The 16,765-nt window shown below is 73.2% G+C and carries 15 protein-coding genes; 8 read left to right on the plus strand and 7 right to left on the minus strand.

All coding sequences use genetic code 11. The features are described from left to right. Window positions 1-403 precede the first annotated feature (403 nt). The 3 genes from hrpA (at window position 404) to N538_RS0100020 (ending at window position 5,330) form a co-directional block, all read left to right on the plus strand. Complete coding sequence (gene hrpA, locus N538_RS0100010; protein WP_036568956.1) at window positions 404-4,156, plus strand: ATP-dependent RNA helicase HrpA; 3,753 nt, start codon at window positions 404-406, stop codon at window positions 4,154-4,156. Window positions 4,157-4,166: 10 nt separating this feature from the next. Next, window positions 4,167-4,763, plus strand: a complete 597-nt coding sequence (locus tag N538_RS0100015; protein WP_231496092.1) for a hypothetical protein — start codon at window positions 4,167-4,169, stop codon at window positions 4,761-4,763. Window positions 4,764-4,913: 150 nt separating this feature from the next. Beyond that, complete coding sequence (locus tag N538_RS0100020; RefSeq protein WP_051548498.1) at window positions 4,914-5,330, plus strand: type II toxin-antitoxin system PemK/MazF family toxin; 417 nt, start codon at window positions 4,914-4,916, stop codon at window positions 5,328-5,330. A gap of 10 nt (window positions 5,331-5,340) precedes the next feature. Here the strand turns inward: N538_RS0100020 and N538_RS0100025 are convergent, their stop codons facing one another. After that, window positions 5,341-6,060: a hypothetical protein gene (locus tag N538_RS0100025; protein ID WP_155991882.1), complete on the minus strand. Its 720-nt coding sequence runs from the start codon at window positions 6,058-6,060 to the stop codon at window positions 5,341-5,343. An 86-nt stretch (window positions 6,061-6,146) separates the two neighbouring features. Here N538_RS0100025 and N538_RS0100030 point away from each other — a divergent pair, with 86 nt between their 5' ends. Continuing rightward, window positions 6,147-7,520, plus strand: coding sequence for an ABC transporter substrate-binding protein (locus N538_RS0100030; RefSeq protein WP_028635577.1), 1,374 nt, complete (start codon window positions 6,147-6,149; stop codon window positions 7,518-7,520). 22 nt (window positions 7,521-7,542) lie between these two features. Here the strand turns inward: N538_RS0100030 and N538_RS23120 are convergent, their stop codons facing one another. Further along, on the minus strand, window positions 7,543-8,862 hold the full coding sequence (locus tag N538_RS23120) for an HRDC domain-containing protein (protein WP_081790183.1): 1,320 nt from the start codon (window positions 8,860-8,862) through the stop codon (window positions 7,543-7,545). Window position 8,863: 1 nt separating this feature from the next. After that, the gene (locus N538_RS0100040; protein WP_051548501.1) at window positions 8,864-9,502 is read right to left on the minus strand and encodes a DUF3000 domain-containing protein; all 639 of its coding nucleotides are present in this window, start codon (window positions 9,500-9,502) and stop codon (window positions 8,864-8,866) included. 70 nt (window positions 9,503-9,572) lie between these two features. Here N538_RS0100040 and hemE point away from each other — a divergent pair, with 70 nt between their 5' ends. Then, the gene (gene hemE / locus N538_RS0100045) at window positions 9,573-10,589 is read left to right on the plus strand and encodes a uroporphyrinogen decarboxylase (protein ID WP_231496093.1); all 1,017 of its coding nucleotides are present in this window, start codon (window positions 9,573-9,575) and stop codon (window positions 10,587-10,589) included. On the opposite strand, the gene N538_RS0100050 is transcribed toward hemE, so the two are convergent. Both N538_RS0100050 and N538_RS0100055 read right to left on the minus strand, forming a co-directional pair. After that, window positions 10,549-11,520, minus strand: a complete 972-nt coding sequence (locus tag N538_RS0100050; RefSeq protein ID WP_028635580.1) for a DUF4349 domain-containing protein — start codon at window positions 11,518-11,520, stop codon at window positions 10,549-10,551. The genes hemE and N538_RS0100050 overlap by 41 nt on opposite strands. Beyond that, window positions 11,517-12,455 (minus strand): LysR family transcriptional regulator, encoded by a 939-nt coding sequence (locus tag N538_RS0100055; protein WP_028635581.1) that lies wholly within the window; start codon window positions 12,453-12,455, stop codon window positions 11,517-11,519. The genes N538_RS0100050 and N538_RS0100055 overlap by 4 nt, the downstream gene beginning before the upstream one ends. A 148-nt stretch (window positions 12,456-12,603) precedes the next feature. Here N538_RS0100055 and N538_RS0100060 point away from each other — a divergent pair, with 148 nt between their 5' ends. The 3 genes from N538_RS0100060 (at window position 12,604) to N538_RS0100070 (ending at window position 15,022) form a co-directional block, all read left to right on the plus strand. Then, a complete protein-coding gene (locus N538_RS0100060) occupies window positions 12,604-13,143 on the plus strand; it encodes an NADPH-dependent FMN reductase (RefSeq protein WP_051548503.1) in 540 nt (179 codons plus the stop codon). Beyond that, complete coding sequence (locus N538_RS0100065) at window positions 13,140-13,643, plus strand: flavin reductase family protein (RefSeq protein WP_028635583.1); 504 nt, start codon at window positions 13,140-13,142, stop codon at window positions 13,641-13,643. Before N538_RS0100060 ends, N538_RS0100065 begins: the two co-directional genes overlap by 4 nt. Window positions 13,644-13,708: 65 nt before the next feature. Next, window positions 13,709-15,022: a protoporphyrinogen/coproporphyrinogen oxidase gene (locus N538_RS0100070; protein ID WP_028635584.1), complete on the plus strand. Its 1,314-nt coding sequence runs from the start codon at window positions 13,709-13,711 to the stop codon at window positions 15,020-15,022. On the opposite strand, the gene N538_RS0100075 is transcribed toward N538_RS0100070, so the two are convergent. Next, a complete protein-coding gene (locus N538_RS0100075) occupies window positions 15,019-15,918 on the minus strand; it encodes an aminotransferase class IV (protein ID WP_028635585.1) in 900 nt (299 codons plus the stop codon). The genes N538_RS0100070 and N538_RS0100075 overlap by 4 nt on opposite strands. Then, window positions 15,918-16,670: a hypothetical protein gene (locus N538_RS0100080; protein WP_036568960.1), complete on the minus strand. Its 753-nt coding sequence runs from the start codon at window positions 16,668-16,670 to the stop codon at window positions 15,918-15,920. The genes N538_RS0100075 and N538_RS0100080 overlap by 1 nt, the downstream gene beginning before the upstream one ends. Between the last annotated feature and the right edge of the window lie 95 nt (window positions 16,671-16,765).

Genomic DNA, 16,765 nt, shown 5'->3' on the forward strand with positions numbered 1-16,765 from the left:
GTTCGCACGCGAGAAGCAGATCCAGAACTGGGGCCGCTCCAAGCGGCTGGCCCTGATCGACCAGGACTACGCCGCGTTGCCCGCTCTCTCGAAGAAGGACTTCGGAGGGTAGGTCTCGATACGCCCGCCGCTCGTCCCTCGCGGCGGGCTACTCGACCAATGACGTGTTCGGTGGTCGAGTAGCGAGCGCCAGCGAGCGTATCGAGACCTCGGGGCGGCCGGTGGGTCTCGATACGCCCGCCGCTCGTCCCTCGCGGCGGGCTACTCGACCAACGAGGCGAGCGCCAGCGAGCGTATCGAGACCTCGGGGCGGCCGGTGGGTCTCGATACGTCCGCCGCTCGTTCCTCGCGGCGGCCTACTCGACCAACGAAGTGTGCGGTGGCCCGGCACAATGGTGGGGTCATGACCGAGCTCCAGATCGCCTACCCTCCGGAGCTGCCGGTCACCCAGCGCCGCGAGGACATCGCCGCCGCCATCCGCGACCACCAGGTCGTGATCGTGGCGGGGGAGACCGGCTCGGGCAAGACGACCCAGCTGCCGAAGATCTGCCTCGAGCTCGGCCGCGGCACGAAGGGTCTGATCGGGCACACCCAGCCGCGCCGGATCGCGGCGCGCTCGGTCGCGGAGCGGATCGCCAGCGAGCTGAGGACCGACCTCGGCGACCTGGTCGGCTACCAGGTCCGCTTCACCGACCGGACGTCGAAGCAGAGCCGCGTGAAGCTGATGACCGACGGCATCCTGCTCGCGGAGCTCCAGCGGGACCGGCAGCTGCGGAAGTACGACACGATCATCATCGACGAGGCGCACGAGCGGAGCCTCAACATCGACTTCCTGCTCGGCTACCTCAAGCGGCTGCTGCCGAAGCGCCCCGACCTGAAGCTGGTCATCACCTCCGCCACCATCGACGTCGACCGGTTCGCGCAGCACTTCGACGCGCCCGTCGTCGAGGTGTCCGGCCGCACCTACCCGGTCGAGATCCGCTACCGGCCGCTGATGGCGCTGTCCGAGGAGGACGACGAGGGAGAGGTCGTCGTGCGTGACCAGACCGAGGCGATCGTCGACGCGGTCAAGGAGCTGTCGGCGGAGGGACCGGGCGACGTGCTCGTCTTCCTGCCGGGCGAGCGCGAGATCCGCGACACCGCCGACGCGATGAAGGACCTGCCGCACACCGAGATCGTGCCGCTGTACTCGCGGCTGTCCGCCGCCGAGCAGCACAAGGTGTTCTCCTCCCACACCGGACGCCGGGTCGTGCTGGCCACCAACGTCGCGGAGACGTCCCTGACCGTGCCGGGGATCCGGTACGTCGTCGACACCGGTGTCGCGCGCGTCAGCCGCTACTCGGTGCGGACCAAGGTGCAGCGGCTGCCCATCGAGCCGATCAGCCAGGCGTCGGCCAACCAGCGGTCCGGACGTTGCGGCCGCGTCGAGGCCGGTATCGCGATCCGGCTCTACTCCGAGGAGGACTTCGAGGGCCGGTCCGAGTTCACCGACCCGGAGATCCTGCGCACCAACCTGGCCAGCGTCATCCTCCAGATGGCCTCGCTGGGGCTGGGTGACATCGCCCGGTTCCCGTTCCTGGAGCCTCCGGACCGCCGCAACGTCACCGCCGGGGTCCAGCTGCTGGAGGAGCTCGGCGCCCTCCGGGACGGGAAGCTCTCGCGGATCGGCCGCCGGCTGGCGCGGCTGCCGATCGACCCGCGGCTGGCCCGGATGATCCTCGAGGCCGAGCGGCTCGGCTGCGTGCGCGAGGTGATCGTCATCGCCGCGGCGCTGTCGCTCCAGGACCCGCGCGAGCGGCCGGCCGAGATGCAGGCGCAGGCCGACCAGCAGCACGCCCGGTTCAAGGCCGACGGCAGCGACTTCCTCACCTGGCTCAACCTGTGGCGGTACGTCAAGGACCAGCAGCGCGAGCTGTCCTCGTCGGCGTTCCGCCGGATGTGCAAGCGCGAGTTCCTCAACTACCTGCGGGTGCGCGAGTGGCAGGACTTCGAGTCCCAGCTGCGCCAGGTCTGCAAGGAGATGGGTCTCGATACGAGCCGCTCGTCCCTCGCGGCTCACTCGACCACCGACCACGGGGCGGTCGACAGCGACGGCATCCACCAGGCGCTGCTGTCCGGGCTCCTCTCCCACATCGGCCTGCTCGAGGTGCGGGAGAGGGGCGAGCGAGGCATGCGTGAGTACCTCGGCGCTCGCGGCGCGAAGTTCGCGATCTTCCCGGGCAGCGGGCTGCACCGGAAGAACCCGCAGTTCCTCATGGCCGGCGAGCTCGTCGAGACGAGCCGGCTCTGGGCGCGGCAGAATGCCGCCATCAAGCCCGAGTGGGCCGAGCGGCTCGCCGGCGAGCTGGCGAAGCGGACCTACTCCGAGCCGCACTGGAGCAAGAAGCGCGCGGCCGTGATGGCCCACGAGCGCGTCACGCTGTACGGCGTGCCGCTGGTCGCGGACCGCCTGATCTCCTACGGCAAGGTCGACCCGCCGCTGGCGCGGGAGCTCTTCATCCGGCATGCGCTCGTGTACGGCGAGTGGAACAGCCGGCACCGCTTCCTGGAGACGAACCGCCGGCTGCTGGAGGAGGCCGAGGAGCTCGAGCACCGCGCCCGGCGGCGCGACATCGTGGTCGACGAGCACACGCTCTTCGAGTTCTACGACCAGCGGATCCCGGCGGACGTCGTGAGCGGCGCGCACTTCGACAGCTGGTGGAAGCAGGAGCGGCAGCGCCACGGCGGACTGCTCACGTTCGACCCGTCGATGCTCACCCACGACACGGCCGGGGAGATCAGCGAGGGCGACTACCCGGAGCTCTGGGAGGCCGAGGGCCTGACGTTCCCGATCAGCTACCACTTCGAGCCCGGCGCCGCCGACGACGGCCTGACCATCGACGTGCCCGTCGCGACGCTGAACAGGGTCGAGGCCGACGACTTCTCGTGGAACGTCCCCGGGCTGCGGGAGGAGCTGGTCACCAGCCTGATCCGCAGCCTGCCCAAGAACCTGCGCGTGAACTTCGTGCCCGCGCCCAACAAGGCGCGCGATTTCCTGGCCGCCGTGCCTCCGGGGGAGGAGGGGCTGCTCGACGCCTTGGAGCGGTGGTGCCGCTCGACCACCGGAGTGGTCGTGCCCCGCGACGCCTGGGACTGGTCGAAGGTGCCCGAGCACCTGCGACCGACGTACCGCGTCGTCGACGACGCCGGCCGCGAGCAGGCCCGCGGCAAGGACCTGGAGGCGCTCAAGGAGCCGCTGCGGCCGAAGTTCGCCGAGGCGATCCGCGAGGTCGCCAGCGAGAGCGGGCTGGCGCGCACCGGGGAGACCACGTGGGCGTTCGGCACCGTCGACGCCTCGTTCACCCAGCACCGCGCGGGCCACGAGGTGCAGGTCTTCCCGGCACTGGTCGACGAGGGCGAGACGGTCGGGCTGCAGGTGTTCGGCTCGGCCGACGAGCAGGAGGCCCGGCACCGTCTCGGCGTCCGGCGGCTGCTGCTGATCGAGCTACCCTCGCCGGTCAAGCGGGTGCTGGACGGACTCACCAACACCGAGAAGCTCGGTCTCGCCGGCTCGCCGTACCCGACCGTCGCGGAGCTGCTCGAGGACTGCCGTGCGGCCGTCGTCGGGGCCGCGGTCGACGCCCGGCCGCCGGTGCGGGACGAGGAGGCGTACGCCGCGCTGAGAGCCGAGGCGTCCCGCGACCTCGAGGCGCACCTGCGCGCGGTGATGGCAGACGTGATGCGCGTCCTCGACGCGTGGCGAGGAGTCGAGAAGAGCCTCAGCGGGCGGGCGGACCTGGCCCTACTGCCCGCCCTGACCGACCTGCGCGCACAGCTGGCGCGGCTGGTGCACCGCGGGTTCGTGGGCGAGGCGGGGACGACCCAGCTGCGCCGCTACCCGACGTACCTCGCCGCGATGGAGCACCGCCGGGAACGGCTCGGGGTGCATGTCAGCCGGGACCGGCAGCTGATGGACCAGGTCGCCGACCTCCAGGACGCCTACCTGCACCAGGTGGACGCGCTGCCGGAGGGCCGGCCGCCCGGCGAGCCGCTGCGCCAGGTGCGGTGGATGCTGGAGGAGTACCGCGTCTCGCTGTGGGCCCAGCAGCTCGGCACGCCAGCCCCGGTCAGCGACCAGCGCATCCGACGCAGCCTCGCCCCGGAGCGCGCCCCGTAGTGTGCAGGGCGTGAGTGATCGTCAGCACCACCGGCCGATGACGCCCGGCGGACCGTTCTTCGAGTCGCTCGTCGGCGGCACCGACCCGGCGCTCGTGAGCGAGGCTGCGGACCGGGCCGCGACCCTCCTGGTGCGCGGCGCCAGGGACTCCGACGATTCGGAGGTCGCCGACCGGCTGCTGCACCTGGCCGACACCGAGGGCATCGAGACGATCGCCGAGGTGTGGTCGGGGTCGCCCGCGGACTCGCTGGCCGGCTGCCTGTGGCGGCTCTACCTGCTGCGCTCGTGGGTGTACGCCGACCCGGTCGGCGTCGCGCGCGAGTTCGAGGCCGGCCGGCGCCCGGCCCAGGTCGCGCGCGTGGTCGCGGGCGTCGCCGACCCGCCGGGGCCGGACCAGCTCAGGGCGATGGTCGACGAGGTGCTGCGCGGGATCGCGGGCAGCGACTTCGCCGACGTACTGCTGCGCGCGGCGGCGTTCGCCCGGGTGGTGGCGACCGGTCGCGCGGCGCTCGGGTCGAGCTCCACGGCCGAGGTGCAGCGGGTGCTGGTGCTCTCCGAGCAGCTCGAGTCCGCCGGACATGTGGAGATGGAACAAGGCCTGGCCTGATCCCGTTACACTCATCGCGAGTACGTCGGGCTGTGGCAGCCCCGGGTCCCACAATAAGCCGCTACGAGCGGCCACGCGCCGTGAGGCGCTCCCGGTCCGGCGTACTCCCTCATCTGCGGGCCTCCTCCGCAACCGTGCGAGTCTGGGCCCATGCGAGCCCTCCGCCGGCTGTTCCGCCGCAAGCCCGTCCAGGCCGTCTACGCGCCCAAGGCCGACGGGCGCCCCGACCCGGGCGAGGTCGTCTGGGGCTGGGTGCCCTACGAGGACGACCCGGCGCAGGGCAAGGACCGGCCGGTGCTGCTGCTGGCCCGGGACGGCAAGCGGCTGCTCGGCCTGATGCTGACCAGCAAGGACCACGACCGCGACGCCGCCCAGGAGGACCGTTGGGGCCGGCACTGGATGGACGTCGGCACCGGCGGCTGGGACCGTGAGCGGCGACCGAGCGAGGTCCGGCTGGACCGGCTGATCGTGCTGACCGCGTCCGGCGTACGCCGGGAGGGTGCCGCGCTCGACCGCTCGGTGTTCGACCGGGTCGTCACCGAGGCCCGGAAGTTCCACACGATCTAGGCCGCACTACCTAGAAGGTGCGCGCGATCCGGCGTACGGCGACCCGGGCCGGGTCCCAGTCGCGCGGGTAGCGGTCACCGTTAGCGGCGACCTCGACCATCGTCAGGTAGCTGCCGGTGCGGAGGATGCCGAGGCCGGCGGACCGGGCGCGGAAGGAGCCGCGATAGCTGTCGCCGGTGCCGGTCCGCACGGTCACGGGCTGGAGGGGGCCGACCGTCGAGCGCTGCACCCGGGACTCGCAGTCGTCGCGCCAGGCGACCAGGACCTGGTGGGCGCGCCAGGCCGACCTCGCGTCCGGGAACCGCGCGACCAGCTGGGTCGCGGTGAGCCCGTCGTCCGCGGTGAACGACCGGCTGGCGGTCGACATCGCGCCGATCGTCTCGAGCGCGGTCTTCTGGCAGGCGCCGACGGGGCCGACGGGCTGGTCGGTACCGATGGTCCAGGCGCGGCCGCCGATCGTCGGCAGCCGGTCGGCGGCGAGGAGGTGCACGTCCCCGGCCGTGCTCGTGCGAGTGCGTGGAGCGAGCGTGCCGACCTTGTGCCCGGGACGGCGGGTCGGGCCGGGTGCCGCGGTCGTCGAGGGGGTGGGCTCGGGTGTCGCGGTCGCGGTGTGGGTGGGGAGCTGCCTCGGCTCCGGCGCGGACGCGCGCTCCGGCGCACCACCGTCGCCGCAGCCGGCGAGGGCGAGGGCCGTGAGCATGGTCACGGCGGCGAGGGGAACCCGAGACACAGCTCTCATCGTAGGGAGGAACGAGGTCGGAGCCGGGTTCCGACACTCGGTAGGGTGGCCCCGGCCGACGGAACGAGGAGGGCGCAGTGCGGGGGACCCGGGTACGCCGCACGCTGGCGGGAGCACTCGCTGCCGGCGTCGTGCTGGCGGCCGTCGGTTGCACCGACGAGTCCGACCCGCCGGCATCGCGCCTCCCGACGTCCACGTCGCCGGCACCGGTCACGCACCTGACGTTCGGCGTCTACGGGCCGAGCACGCAGATCGCGGCGTACCGCTCCACGGTGGACCAGTGGAACGGCCTCACCGACGGCCCGGACGTGCGGCTCCGGGTGTGGAAGACCCGCGAGGCGTTCCGCGACGCCGTCGAGTCCGGCGCCGACCTGCCCGACGTGTTCCTGACCTCGCGCACCGACCTGCGCTGGCTGCTCGACGACAAGCTGACCCAGCCGGTCGACGAGCTGCTCGACGAGCGCGGGGTGGACTTCGGCGACGGCTACTCCCGCGACGCCCTGCAGGCGTTCAGCGTCGACGACCGCCTGCAGTGCATGCCGTACGGCGTCTCGCCGATGGTCATCTACTACAACAAGCGCCTCGTGGACTTCGCCAGGATGACCAGGCGCGGCCTGGACGCACCGGACCCGGACTCGACCAGCTGGTCGTTCGACCAGTTCAGCGCCGCGGCGTCCTTCGCGAGCCGTCCCGGCCGCGGCACCAAGGGTGTGCACATCAGCGCCACGCTGCCCGGCCTCTCGCCGTTCATCGTGTCCGGCGGCGGCTCGGTCTTCGACGACGGCTCCGACCCGAAGTCGCTGACGCTGTCCAGCAGCGACTCCAGGGTCGCCCTGGACACCACGCTGCAGCTCCTGCGCAACCCGCAGGTCACGCTCGACGAGCAGCAGCTCGACCGGGCGACGGCGCTGAAGTGGTTCGAGCGCGGCAAGCTCGGGATGATCGCGGGGTACCGCTCCCTGGTGCCCGAGCTGCGCCTGGTCCCGGACCTCGACTTCGACGTGATGGCGATGCCGTCCCTCGGCAGCGCGGCCACGGTCGGCGACGTCAGCGGCCTCTGCCTCTCCCGGAAGGCGGCCAGCCCGCCGGACGCCGCGGACTTCATGGTCCACGAGCTGTCCGTCGACTCGGTGACCCGGGTGACCCGCACCGGCTACCTCGCGCCGGCCAACCTCCAGGTCGCGCTCTCCGACACGTTCCTCCAGCCGGCCCGCGAGCCGCAGCACAGCACGGTCTTCAACACCGCCGTGCGGAGCATGGTCCAGGCCCCGCTCGTCGACACGCTCCCCGCCCTCCAGGAAGCCGTCGAGCCGGACCTCGAGCAGCTCGTCTTCGGCGTGGGCGTGCTCGACCTCGACGGCATCACGCAGCGGATCGACGACACCTCCAAGCCGATCCTCGACCCGGAGTACTCGTCCTCGCCGGGGCCGTCGGAGTCGCCCTCCGACTGACGTCGGCGACCCGGGTCGAGGTTCAGTCCTCCGCGGAGCTCTCCTCGACCGGATCGTCCTCGACAGGAGGGACCTCGGCCGGCTCCTCCACCGGCTCCTCCACCGGCTCCTCCACCGGCTCCTCGGCCTTCAGGATCGCCTCGACCAGGATCGGTCCGGCGATCTCGACCTGCCACGGACGGGCGCCGTAGCCTGCGAGCTGGTCGGCGACGGCCGCGCCCAGGCGCTCGGCGTCGCGGGTGGACGGGGGAGTCCAGAGGGTGCGGCGCAGGTAGTCCGGGGTGAGCACGTTCTCGACGGGGAGGTTGAGCTCCTCGGCGCGGGCGGTCATCGCGTCGCGGGCGAGGGCCAGGCGGCGGGCCGCGACCGGGTCCTTCTCGGCCCAGGCACGGGGCAGCGGCGGGCCGTCGCCCCGCGGCGAGCGCGTGGGCAGCTCGGACTCGGGCATCTCCGCGACCTCGCGAAGGGCGGCGACCCAGCGGCTGGCGTAGCGCTCGGCGCCCCGGCCGTGGAAGCCCTTGGTGGACAGCAGCGTGTCGCGGTCGGTCGGCAGCGCCTGCGCGGCCGCGACGATGGCGGCGTCGGGGATGATCCGGCCCGGCGTCACGTCGCGCTGCTCGGCGAGGCTGTCCCGCACCTCCCACAGGGCGCGGACGGCGCCGAGGCCGCGGCGACCGCGCACCCGGTGCACCCCGGAGGTACGCCGCCACGCCTCGAAGCGCGGCGTCGGCTCGAAGCCGCGGAGGTACTCGAACTCCTGCCGCGCCCACTCGTCCTTGCCCGCAGCGATGAGCTCGGCCTCGAGGAGCGTCCGGAGCTCGACGAGCACCTCGACGTCGAGGGCGGCGTACTCCAGCCACGGCTGGGGCAGCGGGCGCGTCGACCAGTCGACCGCCGAGTGCTCCTTGGCGAGGCGCGCACCGAGCAGGCTCTCGACGAGGGTGGCGAGCCCGACCCGGGGGTAGCCGAGCAGCCGCCCGGCGAGCTCGGTGTCGAACAACGCCGACGGGTGGAGCCCGACCTCGGCGAGGCAGGGGAGGTCCTGGGTCGCCGCGTGCAGGATCCACTCGGTGCCGTCGAGCACCTCCTGCAGGGTCGGCAGCGAGCCGAACGGGATCGGGTCGAGCAGGAAGGTGCCGGAGCCCTCGCGGCGCAGCTGGATCAGGTAGGCGCGCGAGGAGTACCGGTAGCCGGACGCCCGCTCGGCGTCGATCGCGACGGGGCCGCTGCCGGCGCCGAGCTTCTCGACCAGGTCGGCGAGGCCGGCCTCGGTGTCGACGACGGCCGTCAGGCCGTCGCGCAGGGTGAGGAGGGGCGGTTCCGGGGCTTCCTCAGAGGTCATGTCAGCGCCCCGGGCCTCGCTGCCCGCGACGGCTCGGCATCACGGCGACGCCTTCCGGCACCGGCGGCAGCCCGACGGCGGTGCACAGCAGCTCGCCCCACGCCTCGACGTGCGGGGCCAGGTCGAGCGGCGCCAGCGCGGGCGCCTCGTCGGGGATCATCGGCGTCCACGAGGCGCGGATCTCGATCTGGGCGGTGCCGCCCTCGTCGGACATCCCGCCGAAGCTCTCGGTCGAGACCCGGGTGACGGTGCCGGAGATCGCGCCGTACGACGCGCCGTGCGCGTCGAGCGCCTCGGTCAGCCAGGACCAGCCGACGGCGCCGAGCATCGGGTCGACCGCCAGCTCGAGGTCCACCTCGGCGCGGGCGTACGCGACGCAGCGGAAGGTGCCGTCCCAGGCGTCGTTGCCCGCGGGGTCGTGCAGCAGGATGATCCGGCCGGTGCCGAGATCGGTGTCGTCGACCGTCACGTCCGCGGACAGGGCCGAGGCGTACGGCGCGATCCGCTGGGGCGCGGGCATCTCCTCGCAGAGGATCTCGGGGCGCAGCCGCGCCGCGCGCATGGTCGCCACCGCGTCCCGGAACTCCGGGGGCACGGCGCCCGCACCCGTTCCCGGGTGCGTCTCCTGACCGACGACCATGAAGTCACAGTAGGTCGATCCGGCCGGTCCCGATGTGCGAACACGCCGGGTGACCTGCGAGGCTTCACCCGTGACGAGCGCCTTCCTCCTCGCCGCACGGGGCGAGCCGGTGCCGCACACGCCCGTGTGGTTCATGCGCCAGGCGGGGCGCTCGCTGCCCGAGTACCTCGAGGTCCGCAAGGGCGTCGGCATGCTCGAGTCCTGCATGGACCCCGACCTCGTGACCGAGATCACGCTCCAGCCGGTCCGCCGCTACGGCGTCGACGCGGCCATCTTCTTCTCCGACATCGTGCTGCCGCTCAAGGCGGTCGGTGTCGACCTCGACATCAAGCCCGGCATCGGCCCGGTCGTCGCGAAGCCGGTCGAGACGCTCGCCGACGTCGAGGCGATCCCGGACCTCACCGCCGAGCACGTGCCCTACATCGACCGGGCCGTCCGCAACCTGGTCTCCGAGCTGGGCGAGACGCCGCTCATCGGGTTCGCGGGCGCGCCGTTCACGGTCGCGTCGTACCTCGTCGAGGGCGGGCCGTCCAAGGAGCACGCCCGCACCAAGGCGATGATGTTCGGCGCCCCCGACGTCTGGGACGCGCTGATGCGCAAGATCGCCGGCATCGCCGCGACGTACCTCGAGGTCCAGGTCGGCGCGGGCGCCTCCGCGGTGCAGCTGTTCGACTCCTGGGCCGGCGCCCTGACCCCGGCCGACTACGAGGCCTTCGTGATGCCGCACTCCGCGCGGGTGCTGGAGCGGGCGGGCGCGCTGGGCGTGCCGCGCATCCACTTCGGCGTCGGTACGTCGAACCTGCTCGGCCTGATGGGTGCGGCCGGCGCGGACGTGGTCGGTGTCGACTGGCGGACGCCGCTCGGCGACGCGATCGACCGGGTCGGCGACCGGTGCGTCCAGGGCAACCTGGATCCCACGCTGGTGTTCGCGCCGACCGAGGTGATGACCGCCCGCGCAGCGGAGATCGTCGAGGCCGGCCGGAGGGCGAAGGGCCACATCTTCAACCTCGGCCACGGCGTGATCCCGTCGACCGACCCGGACCAGCTCAAGCGGCTGACGGAGTTCGTGCAGACCTACCCGCGCTGATCCGGCGCCGGATCGCCCGGACCAGCAGGTACGCAGGCGGCCCGAGGATCCCGAGCACCACCAGCCACGGCAGCAGCGCGCCCAGCAGGGTCGCCAGCCCGACGGCGAACGCCGCCAGCGCGTCCCAGCCGGCCGACAGCCCGGCGAAGAACCCGGACCTGTCCTCCTCGGCCTTCGGGACCACCCTGGCGGGGGTCTCGTCGATGCTCACGGTGATCGTCGACATCGAGGTCTGGCCGCGCAGGTACGCCGCCTGCCGCTCCAGCGAGTCGAGGTCGGCCTGCCGCTGCGAGAGCTCCGACTCGATCGCCATGATGTCCCGGATGCTCTGCGCCCGGTCGAACAGCACGGTGATCCGGGCGATGCTGCGCTTCTGGGCCGCGAGCCGGCTCTGGGTGTCGATCAGCTTGGTCGTGACGTCGTCCTCGCTGGAGTTCGCCGACACCAGCTCGGTGCCCTCGGTGCCCTGGAGGTCGGCCATCGCGTCGCCGAAGCTCTCGGTCGGGATCCGCAGCACCATGTTCGTGTACGCCGGCTTGCCGTCGTCGTCGGTGGTGGTCTTCTCCTCGGTGACCTCGCCGGCGTAGCGGCCGACGACGCGGCGTACGTCGAACTGCGCCTTGCCGACGTCGTCGGCGCGCAGCTCCACGTCGCCCTTGCGGATCACCGCCCGCGACATCACCTCGGGACCGGGCTCGACCCGGTTCCTGGCGCCCGCGCCGTACGACTGCGCCAGGTCGGCGTTCGCGCGCACGCCGTCGGCGGGGGCCGGTGCCTCCGCGGCCACCGGGGCCGAGCCCGCGGCGCCCGAGTCGCCGCCACCGCCGGCACCGTCGCTGCCACTGCACCCGGCCAGGGCGCCCGCGAGCAGCACGGAGAGCAGGGCGAGGCCGGGGAGGAGGGTGCGCTTCGGCGCACGGGACGGGGTCATGCGCTCTGGGACGTGACCTCCGCGAGATCGGTTCCCGACCGGTGCGCACGGGCCCGGGCGACCAGGGCGGCCTCGAGGTCCCGGACCGGCCGCGGCACGTGCTGCAGGCGGCGCTGCTGCAGCACCAGGCTGACCGAGGTGCTGTCGTTCGCGAGCGGACGGGCGGTGATCAGCCCGGCCCGCTCCAGCGGGTCGCCCGCCACGCTGTAGTCGGGGAGCACGGCGAGCCCGAGGCCCTCGGCGACCATCACCTTGCCCAGCTCCGCGCCGTGGGTCGTGTACGACGTCGAGGGCATGTCCGGGCCGAAGAGCCGGTTCGCGAACCGGTGCATCAGGTAGCCCTCGCGCATCGCCACGAACGGCTCGGCGCGCAGCTGGTCGGTCGTCACCTCGGCGTACGCCGTGAGCGGGTGGTGTGCCGGCAGCACGGCGACCGGTCGCCCGTGCACCAGGCTGGTGCCGACCACGTCGGTCGGCGGGTCGTCGCCCTCGAGCACGTTGACGAGGCCCAGGTCCAGGGCGCCGTCCAGCAGGCCCTGGTGGATGTCGGCGGGCTGGTTGCTGACCACCTCGACGGTGCAGCCGGGATCGGTGCCGCGGAGGTCGCGGACGGCCGGGACCAGCAGGGTGGCCGTCGCCGCGCTCACCGTGCCCACCCGCACGACGTGGTGCGCGGCCGCCTGGTCCCCGGCCGCGGTCCGGAGGCGGTCCACGGCCTCGAGCACCTCGGCCATGTTCTGCAGCAGCTCGCGACCGCGGCGGCTGATCCGCGCCCCGGAGCGGCGCCGGTCGAGCAGCGTCACGCCGAGCTCGCGCTCGAGCTTGGTGACCGCCTCGCTGAGTGCGGGCTGGGAGATGTGCAGCCGCTGGCTGGCCCGGCGCAGCGACCCGTGCTGGGTCACCGCGGTGACGTACTCGAGCTGTTCGATGCGCACCTGGTGGTCTCCTCTCGCGGTGGGTGAGAGGCGGTCCCTGTCACCCGATCACCGACTCCGCCCGCCGTGAGGGGCCGATCGGCTTGAACCGCCACCAAAAGTACAGCAATCTGATCGACATAAGTTAGAAAGAGCGGAGGTGGTCGGAATGTCGCAGCACGACCCAGCGGGCCGGCCCACGGCCCGGGTGTCCGTGGTCGTCGGGAACCCGAAGCCGCGCAGCCGCACGTTGGCGGCCGCGACGTACCTAGCCCGCGAGCTCGCGGGGCACCAGCCGGACCAGGTCGTCGACCTGGCCGACCTCGGGCCGCGGCTGCTCGACTGGCAGGACGCGCTGGTGGGCGAGCTGGTCACCGAGGTCGGCGCCGCCGACCTGGTGGTCGTCGCGTCGCCGACGTACAAGGGCGCCTACACCGGGCTGCTCAAGCTGTTCCTGGACCGCTTCGCCACCGACGGGCTGGGCGGCGTGGCCGTGCCCCTGATGCTCGGCGCCGGGCCCGGTCACGCGCTGGCACCGGAGCTGACGCTGCGACCGGTGCTCACCGAGATCGGCGGCATCGTGCCGGCCAGGGGCCTGTACGTCGTCGACTCGGCGTACGACGACCCCGCGGCGTACCAGCCCTGGCTCGACCTCGCCCGGCCCGTCATCGGCGCCGTCCTCGACAGCAGAACGGGAGCCACGGCATGACCGTCAGCCACCTGCCCACCAACCAGGACCTCGACCCCGGGCGGCTGCGCGAGGCGTTCGGGGTCTTCCCCAGCGGCGTGGTCGCGGTCGCCGCCGAGGTGGACGGCGAGCTGGTCGGCCTCGCGGCGAGCTCGTTCACCTCCGTGAGCCTCGAGCCGGCCCTGGTGTCGTTCTCCGTGGCGAACTCCTCCAAGACCTGGCCGACGCTGCGCCGGTCCGGCCACCTCGGCGTCACCATCCTCGCCGACCACCACGACGACGTGTGCCGGCAGCTGGCCGGCCCGGTCGCGAGCCGCTTCGACGGGCTCGCCGTCACCACGACCGACGACGGCGCGACGCTGCTGGACGAGGGCCTGGCGCGCTTCGACTGCACGATCTACCGCGAGGTGGAGGCCGGCGACCACACGATCGTGCTGCTGGAGCTGCACGCCGTGGAGCACGAGACCACGTCCTCGCCGCTGGTGTTCCACCGCAGCGGATTCGGCCGACTGGCCGGTTGATCTCCCGCGCCGCGGCCGCACGCACCCGCTGCCGCGGCGCGGGACCCCTCTGGGAGACTCGAGGGGTGAGCAGGGTGGTCGTGGTCGGCGCCGGAGTCGGCGGCCTGACCGCGGCGCATGACCTGGTCTCCGCGGGCCACGACGTCCTGGTGCTGGAGGCGGCGCCTCGCGTGGGCGGCAAGCTGCTCCGCGCCTCGGTCGGCGGCGTGACCGTCGACGTGGGCGCGGAGGCGATGCTGAACCGGCGCCCCGAGGGCGTCGAGCTGGCCCGCTCCCTCGGGCTGCCCCTCGAGCACCCGACGCTGGCGTCCTCGCGGATCTGGACGCGGGGCGCACTGCGGCCGCTGCCGCGGTCGCTGATGGGAGTGCCGCTCGAGGACCCCGGCCCGTCCGGCGTGCTGTCGCCGGAGGGCCTGGCCCGGTTCCGCGCGGCGGTCCCCGCACCCGTGGAGGGCGACGTGTCGGTCGGCGACCTGGTCGACGCGGTCTACGGGGCGGAGGTGACCGACCGGCTGGTCGAACCGCTGCTCGGTGGTGTGTACGCCGGGCACGCGCGCCGGCTGTCCACCCGGTCGACCGTGCCGCAGCTGGTCCCGCTCGTCGAGGGCGGGGCGCTCCCGGCGCCGACCTCCGACGCACCGGTGTTCGCAGGCATCCCGGGCGGCATGGGCCGGCTGCCGGAGCTGCTGGCGGCGACGCTCTCGGTGCGGACCGGTGCGACCGTGCGCGAGCTGCGGCGCACCGACTCCGGCTGGGCGCTGACCGTGGGGCCGACGACCGCCGCCGAGGAGCTCCTCGCCGACGCGGTCGTCCTCGCCGTGCCCGCCGCCCCGGCGGCGCGCCTGCTCGCCGGCGTGGCGCCGGTCGCCGCCGCCGAGCTCGGCTCGATCGACTACGCCTCGATGGTGGTGGTGACGTTCGCGTTCCAGGCGTCCGACGTCCCCGAGCTCGCGGGGACCGACTCGTCGGGCTTCCTGGTGCCGCCGGTCGACGGCCGGCGGATCAAGGCCTCGACGTTCTCGTTCGCGAAGTGGGGCTGGGTCCGCGCCGCCGGCGACGGGCTGCTGCTCCTGCGCACCTCGCTCGGCCGGCACCGCGAGGAGTCCGCCCTGCACGCCGACGACGAGGACCTGGTCGCCTGGTCGCTCGCAGACCTCCGCGAGGCGGTCGGTGGGTCCGCGGCCCCCGTGGACACCCACGTCCAGCGCTGGGGCGGCGGCCTGCCGCAGTACGCCGTCGGCCACCTCGACCGGGTCGAGCGGATCCGGGCCGCGGTGTCCGCCGTGCCCGGGCTCGCGCTGTGCGGAGCCGCCTACGACGGCGTGGGCATCCCCGCCGTCATCGCGTCGGCGCACCGGGCGGCGGCGCAGATCGACTAGGCGACCGGCGTCCCCTCGGACGCGGTCCGCTCGAGGTACGCCGCGGACAGGCGGGTGACGAACGGACCGGGCCGGCCGGCGCCGATGGTGCGGCCGTCGACGGTGAGGACCGGGGTGACACCGCCCATGGTGCCGGTCACGAACACCTCGTCGGCGGTGTGGACCTCGGTCAGCGAGAAGTCCCCGACGACCGTCGCGATCCCAGCGGTCGCACAGAGCTCGAGGATCGTCTCCCGGGTGATGCCCTCGGGGCACGCGCGGGTCGTCGAGGTGCGCACCACGCCGTCCTTCACGTGGAAGACGTGCGTGGCGTTCGTCTCGGCCACGAACCCGGCGTCGTCGAGCATCAGCGCGTCGTCCGCCCCGGCGACGTTCGCCTCGATCTTCGCGAGGATCGAGGTGAGCAGGTTGTTGTGGTGGATCTTCGGGTCGAGCGAGTCGGGACGGGTCCGCCGCACCGAGGAGGTGACCAGCGAGATCCCGCTGTCGTCGTAGACCGGCGACTTGAACTCCGCAAGCACGATCAGCGTCGGACCGGACTGGTTGAGCCGCGGGTCCATGCCGCTGGTGATCTTCACGCCGCGGGTGAGCGTGAGCCGGATGTGCACGTCGTCGGTCATCGCGTTGGCGGCGAGCACGTCGCGGATCCGCGCGGTGATCTCCGCCTCGGAAGGCACGGAGGTGAACGCCAGCGCCTGCGCCGATCGTCGCAGCCGGGCCAGGTGCTCGGTGAGCTTGAAGATCCGGCCGCCGTACAGCCGCAGCCCCTCCCACACCGCGTCGCCGCCCTGCACGACCGAGTCGAACGGGCTGATCCCGGCCTGGTCGCGGTGCACCAGCCGGTCGTCGATCCCGACGACGAGGTCGCGGTTGCGCTCGTCCCAGTGCTGTTGCATCAGCCCTCCACTCGCTCTCCAGGTTGGTCCGCGGGGCGGAGGCGGTACGGCGCGAGCGCCTCGTAGTAGGGCAGGCACCGCTCCAGCAGCGGCGCGAGCCGGTCCGCCAGCGGGTCGCCCGCCCCGGGGGAGTACGCCGCGAAGCCGGTCGACGCCTCGACGCCGGCGTACCAGTGCGGCGCCCAGACGCCGTCGGTCTCCCGCGGCCCCGCGGGCCAGGACAGCATCGCCTCGTCGAAGGCGATGCCGAGCGCCGAGCAGAGCAGGCCCAGCGTCCCGCGCGGGTCCCGCAGCACGTCGCCCGCGTCGACCACCGGCCCGCCGTACGTCTCGAAGAGCTCCAGCTGCTGCGGCAGCCCGAGGTCCTCGAGCGTGGGCTCGTCGCGGACCTTGGCGTACGACGTCAGCACCCGCTCGGGGTCTCGGACCAGGAACGCGTGCGTGAGCGATCCCAGCCCGGCGCGGTCGAAGTCCGGCAGCAGGTGGTGGGTCATGTGCTTCTGGTACTGCACGGGCGTCGGCACCGGGCCCGAGGTCAGCTCGCGCACCACGGTGGCCGGGTCGGTCGGCTGCGAGGCGATCACCTCGTCGCGGCCCGGGTGGTCGAGCCCGGTCGCGGCCAGGTACGCCGCGTACAACGGCTCGTCGACGACCGAGCAGTCGGCGCGGTTCTCGAAGCTGCGCATCAGGGCGGTCGAGAGGTTGCGCGGCCCGGACCACATCGCGATCCGCAGCGCGGGGGTGGCGTCCATCGGCAGCAGTCTGCCCGGTTGTCCCTGTCCCGTGGGACATCGGGCCCGACAACCTCGGGTCATCGGAAATACCCACCCTCACAGAAAGCGCTCCG

Origin of the sequence: Nocardioides sp. URHA0032, assembly GCF_000620645.1 — a bacterium.
In the GTDB taxonomy this organism is placed as follows: Bacteria; Actinomycetota; Actinomycetes; order Propionibacteriales; family Nocardioidaceae; genus Nocardioides.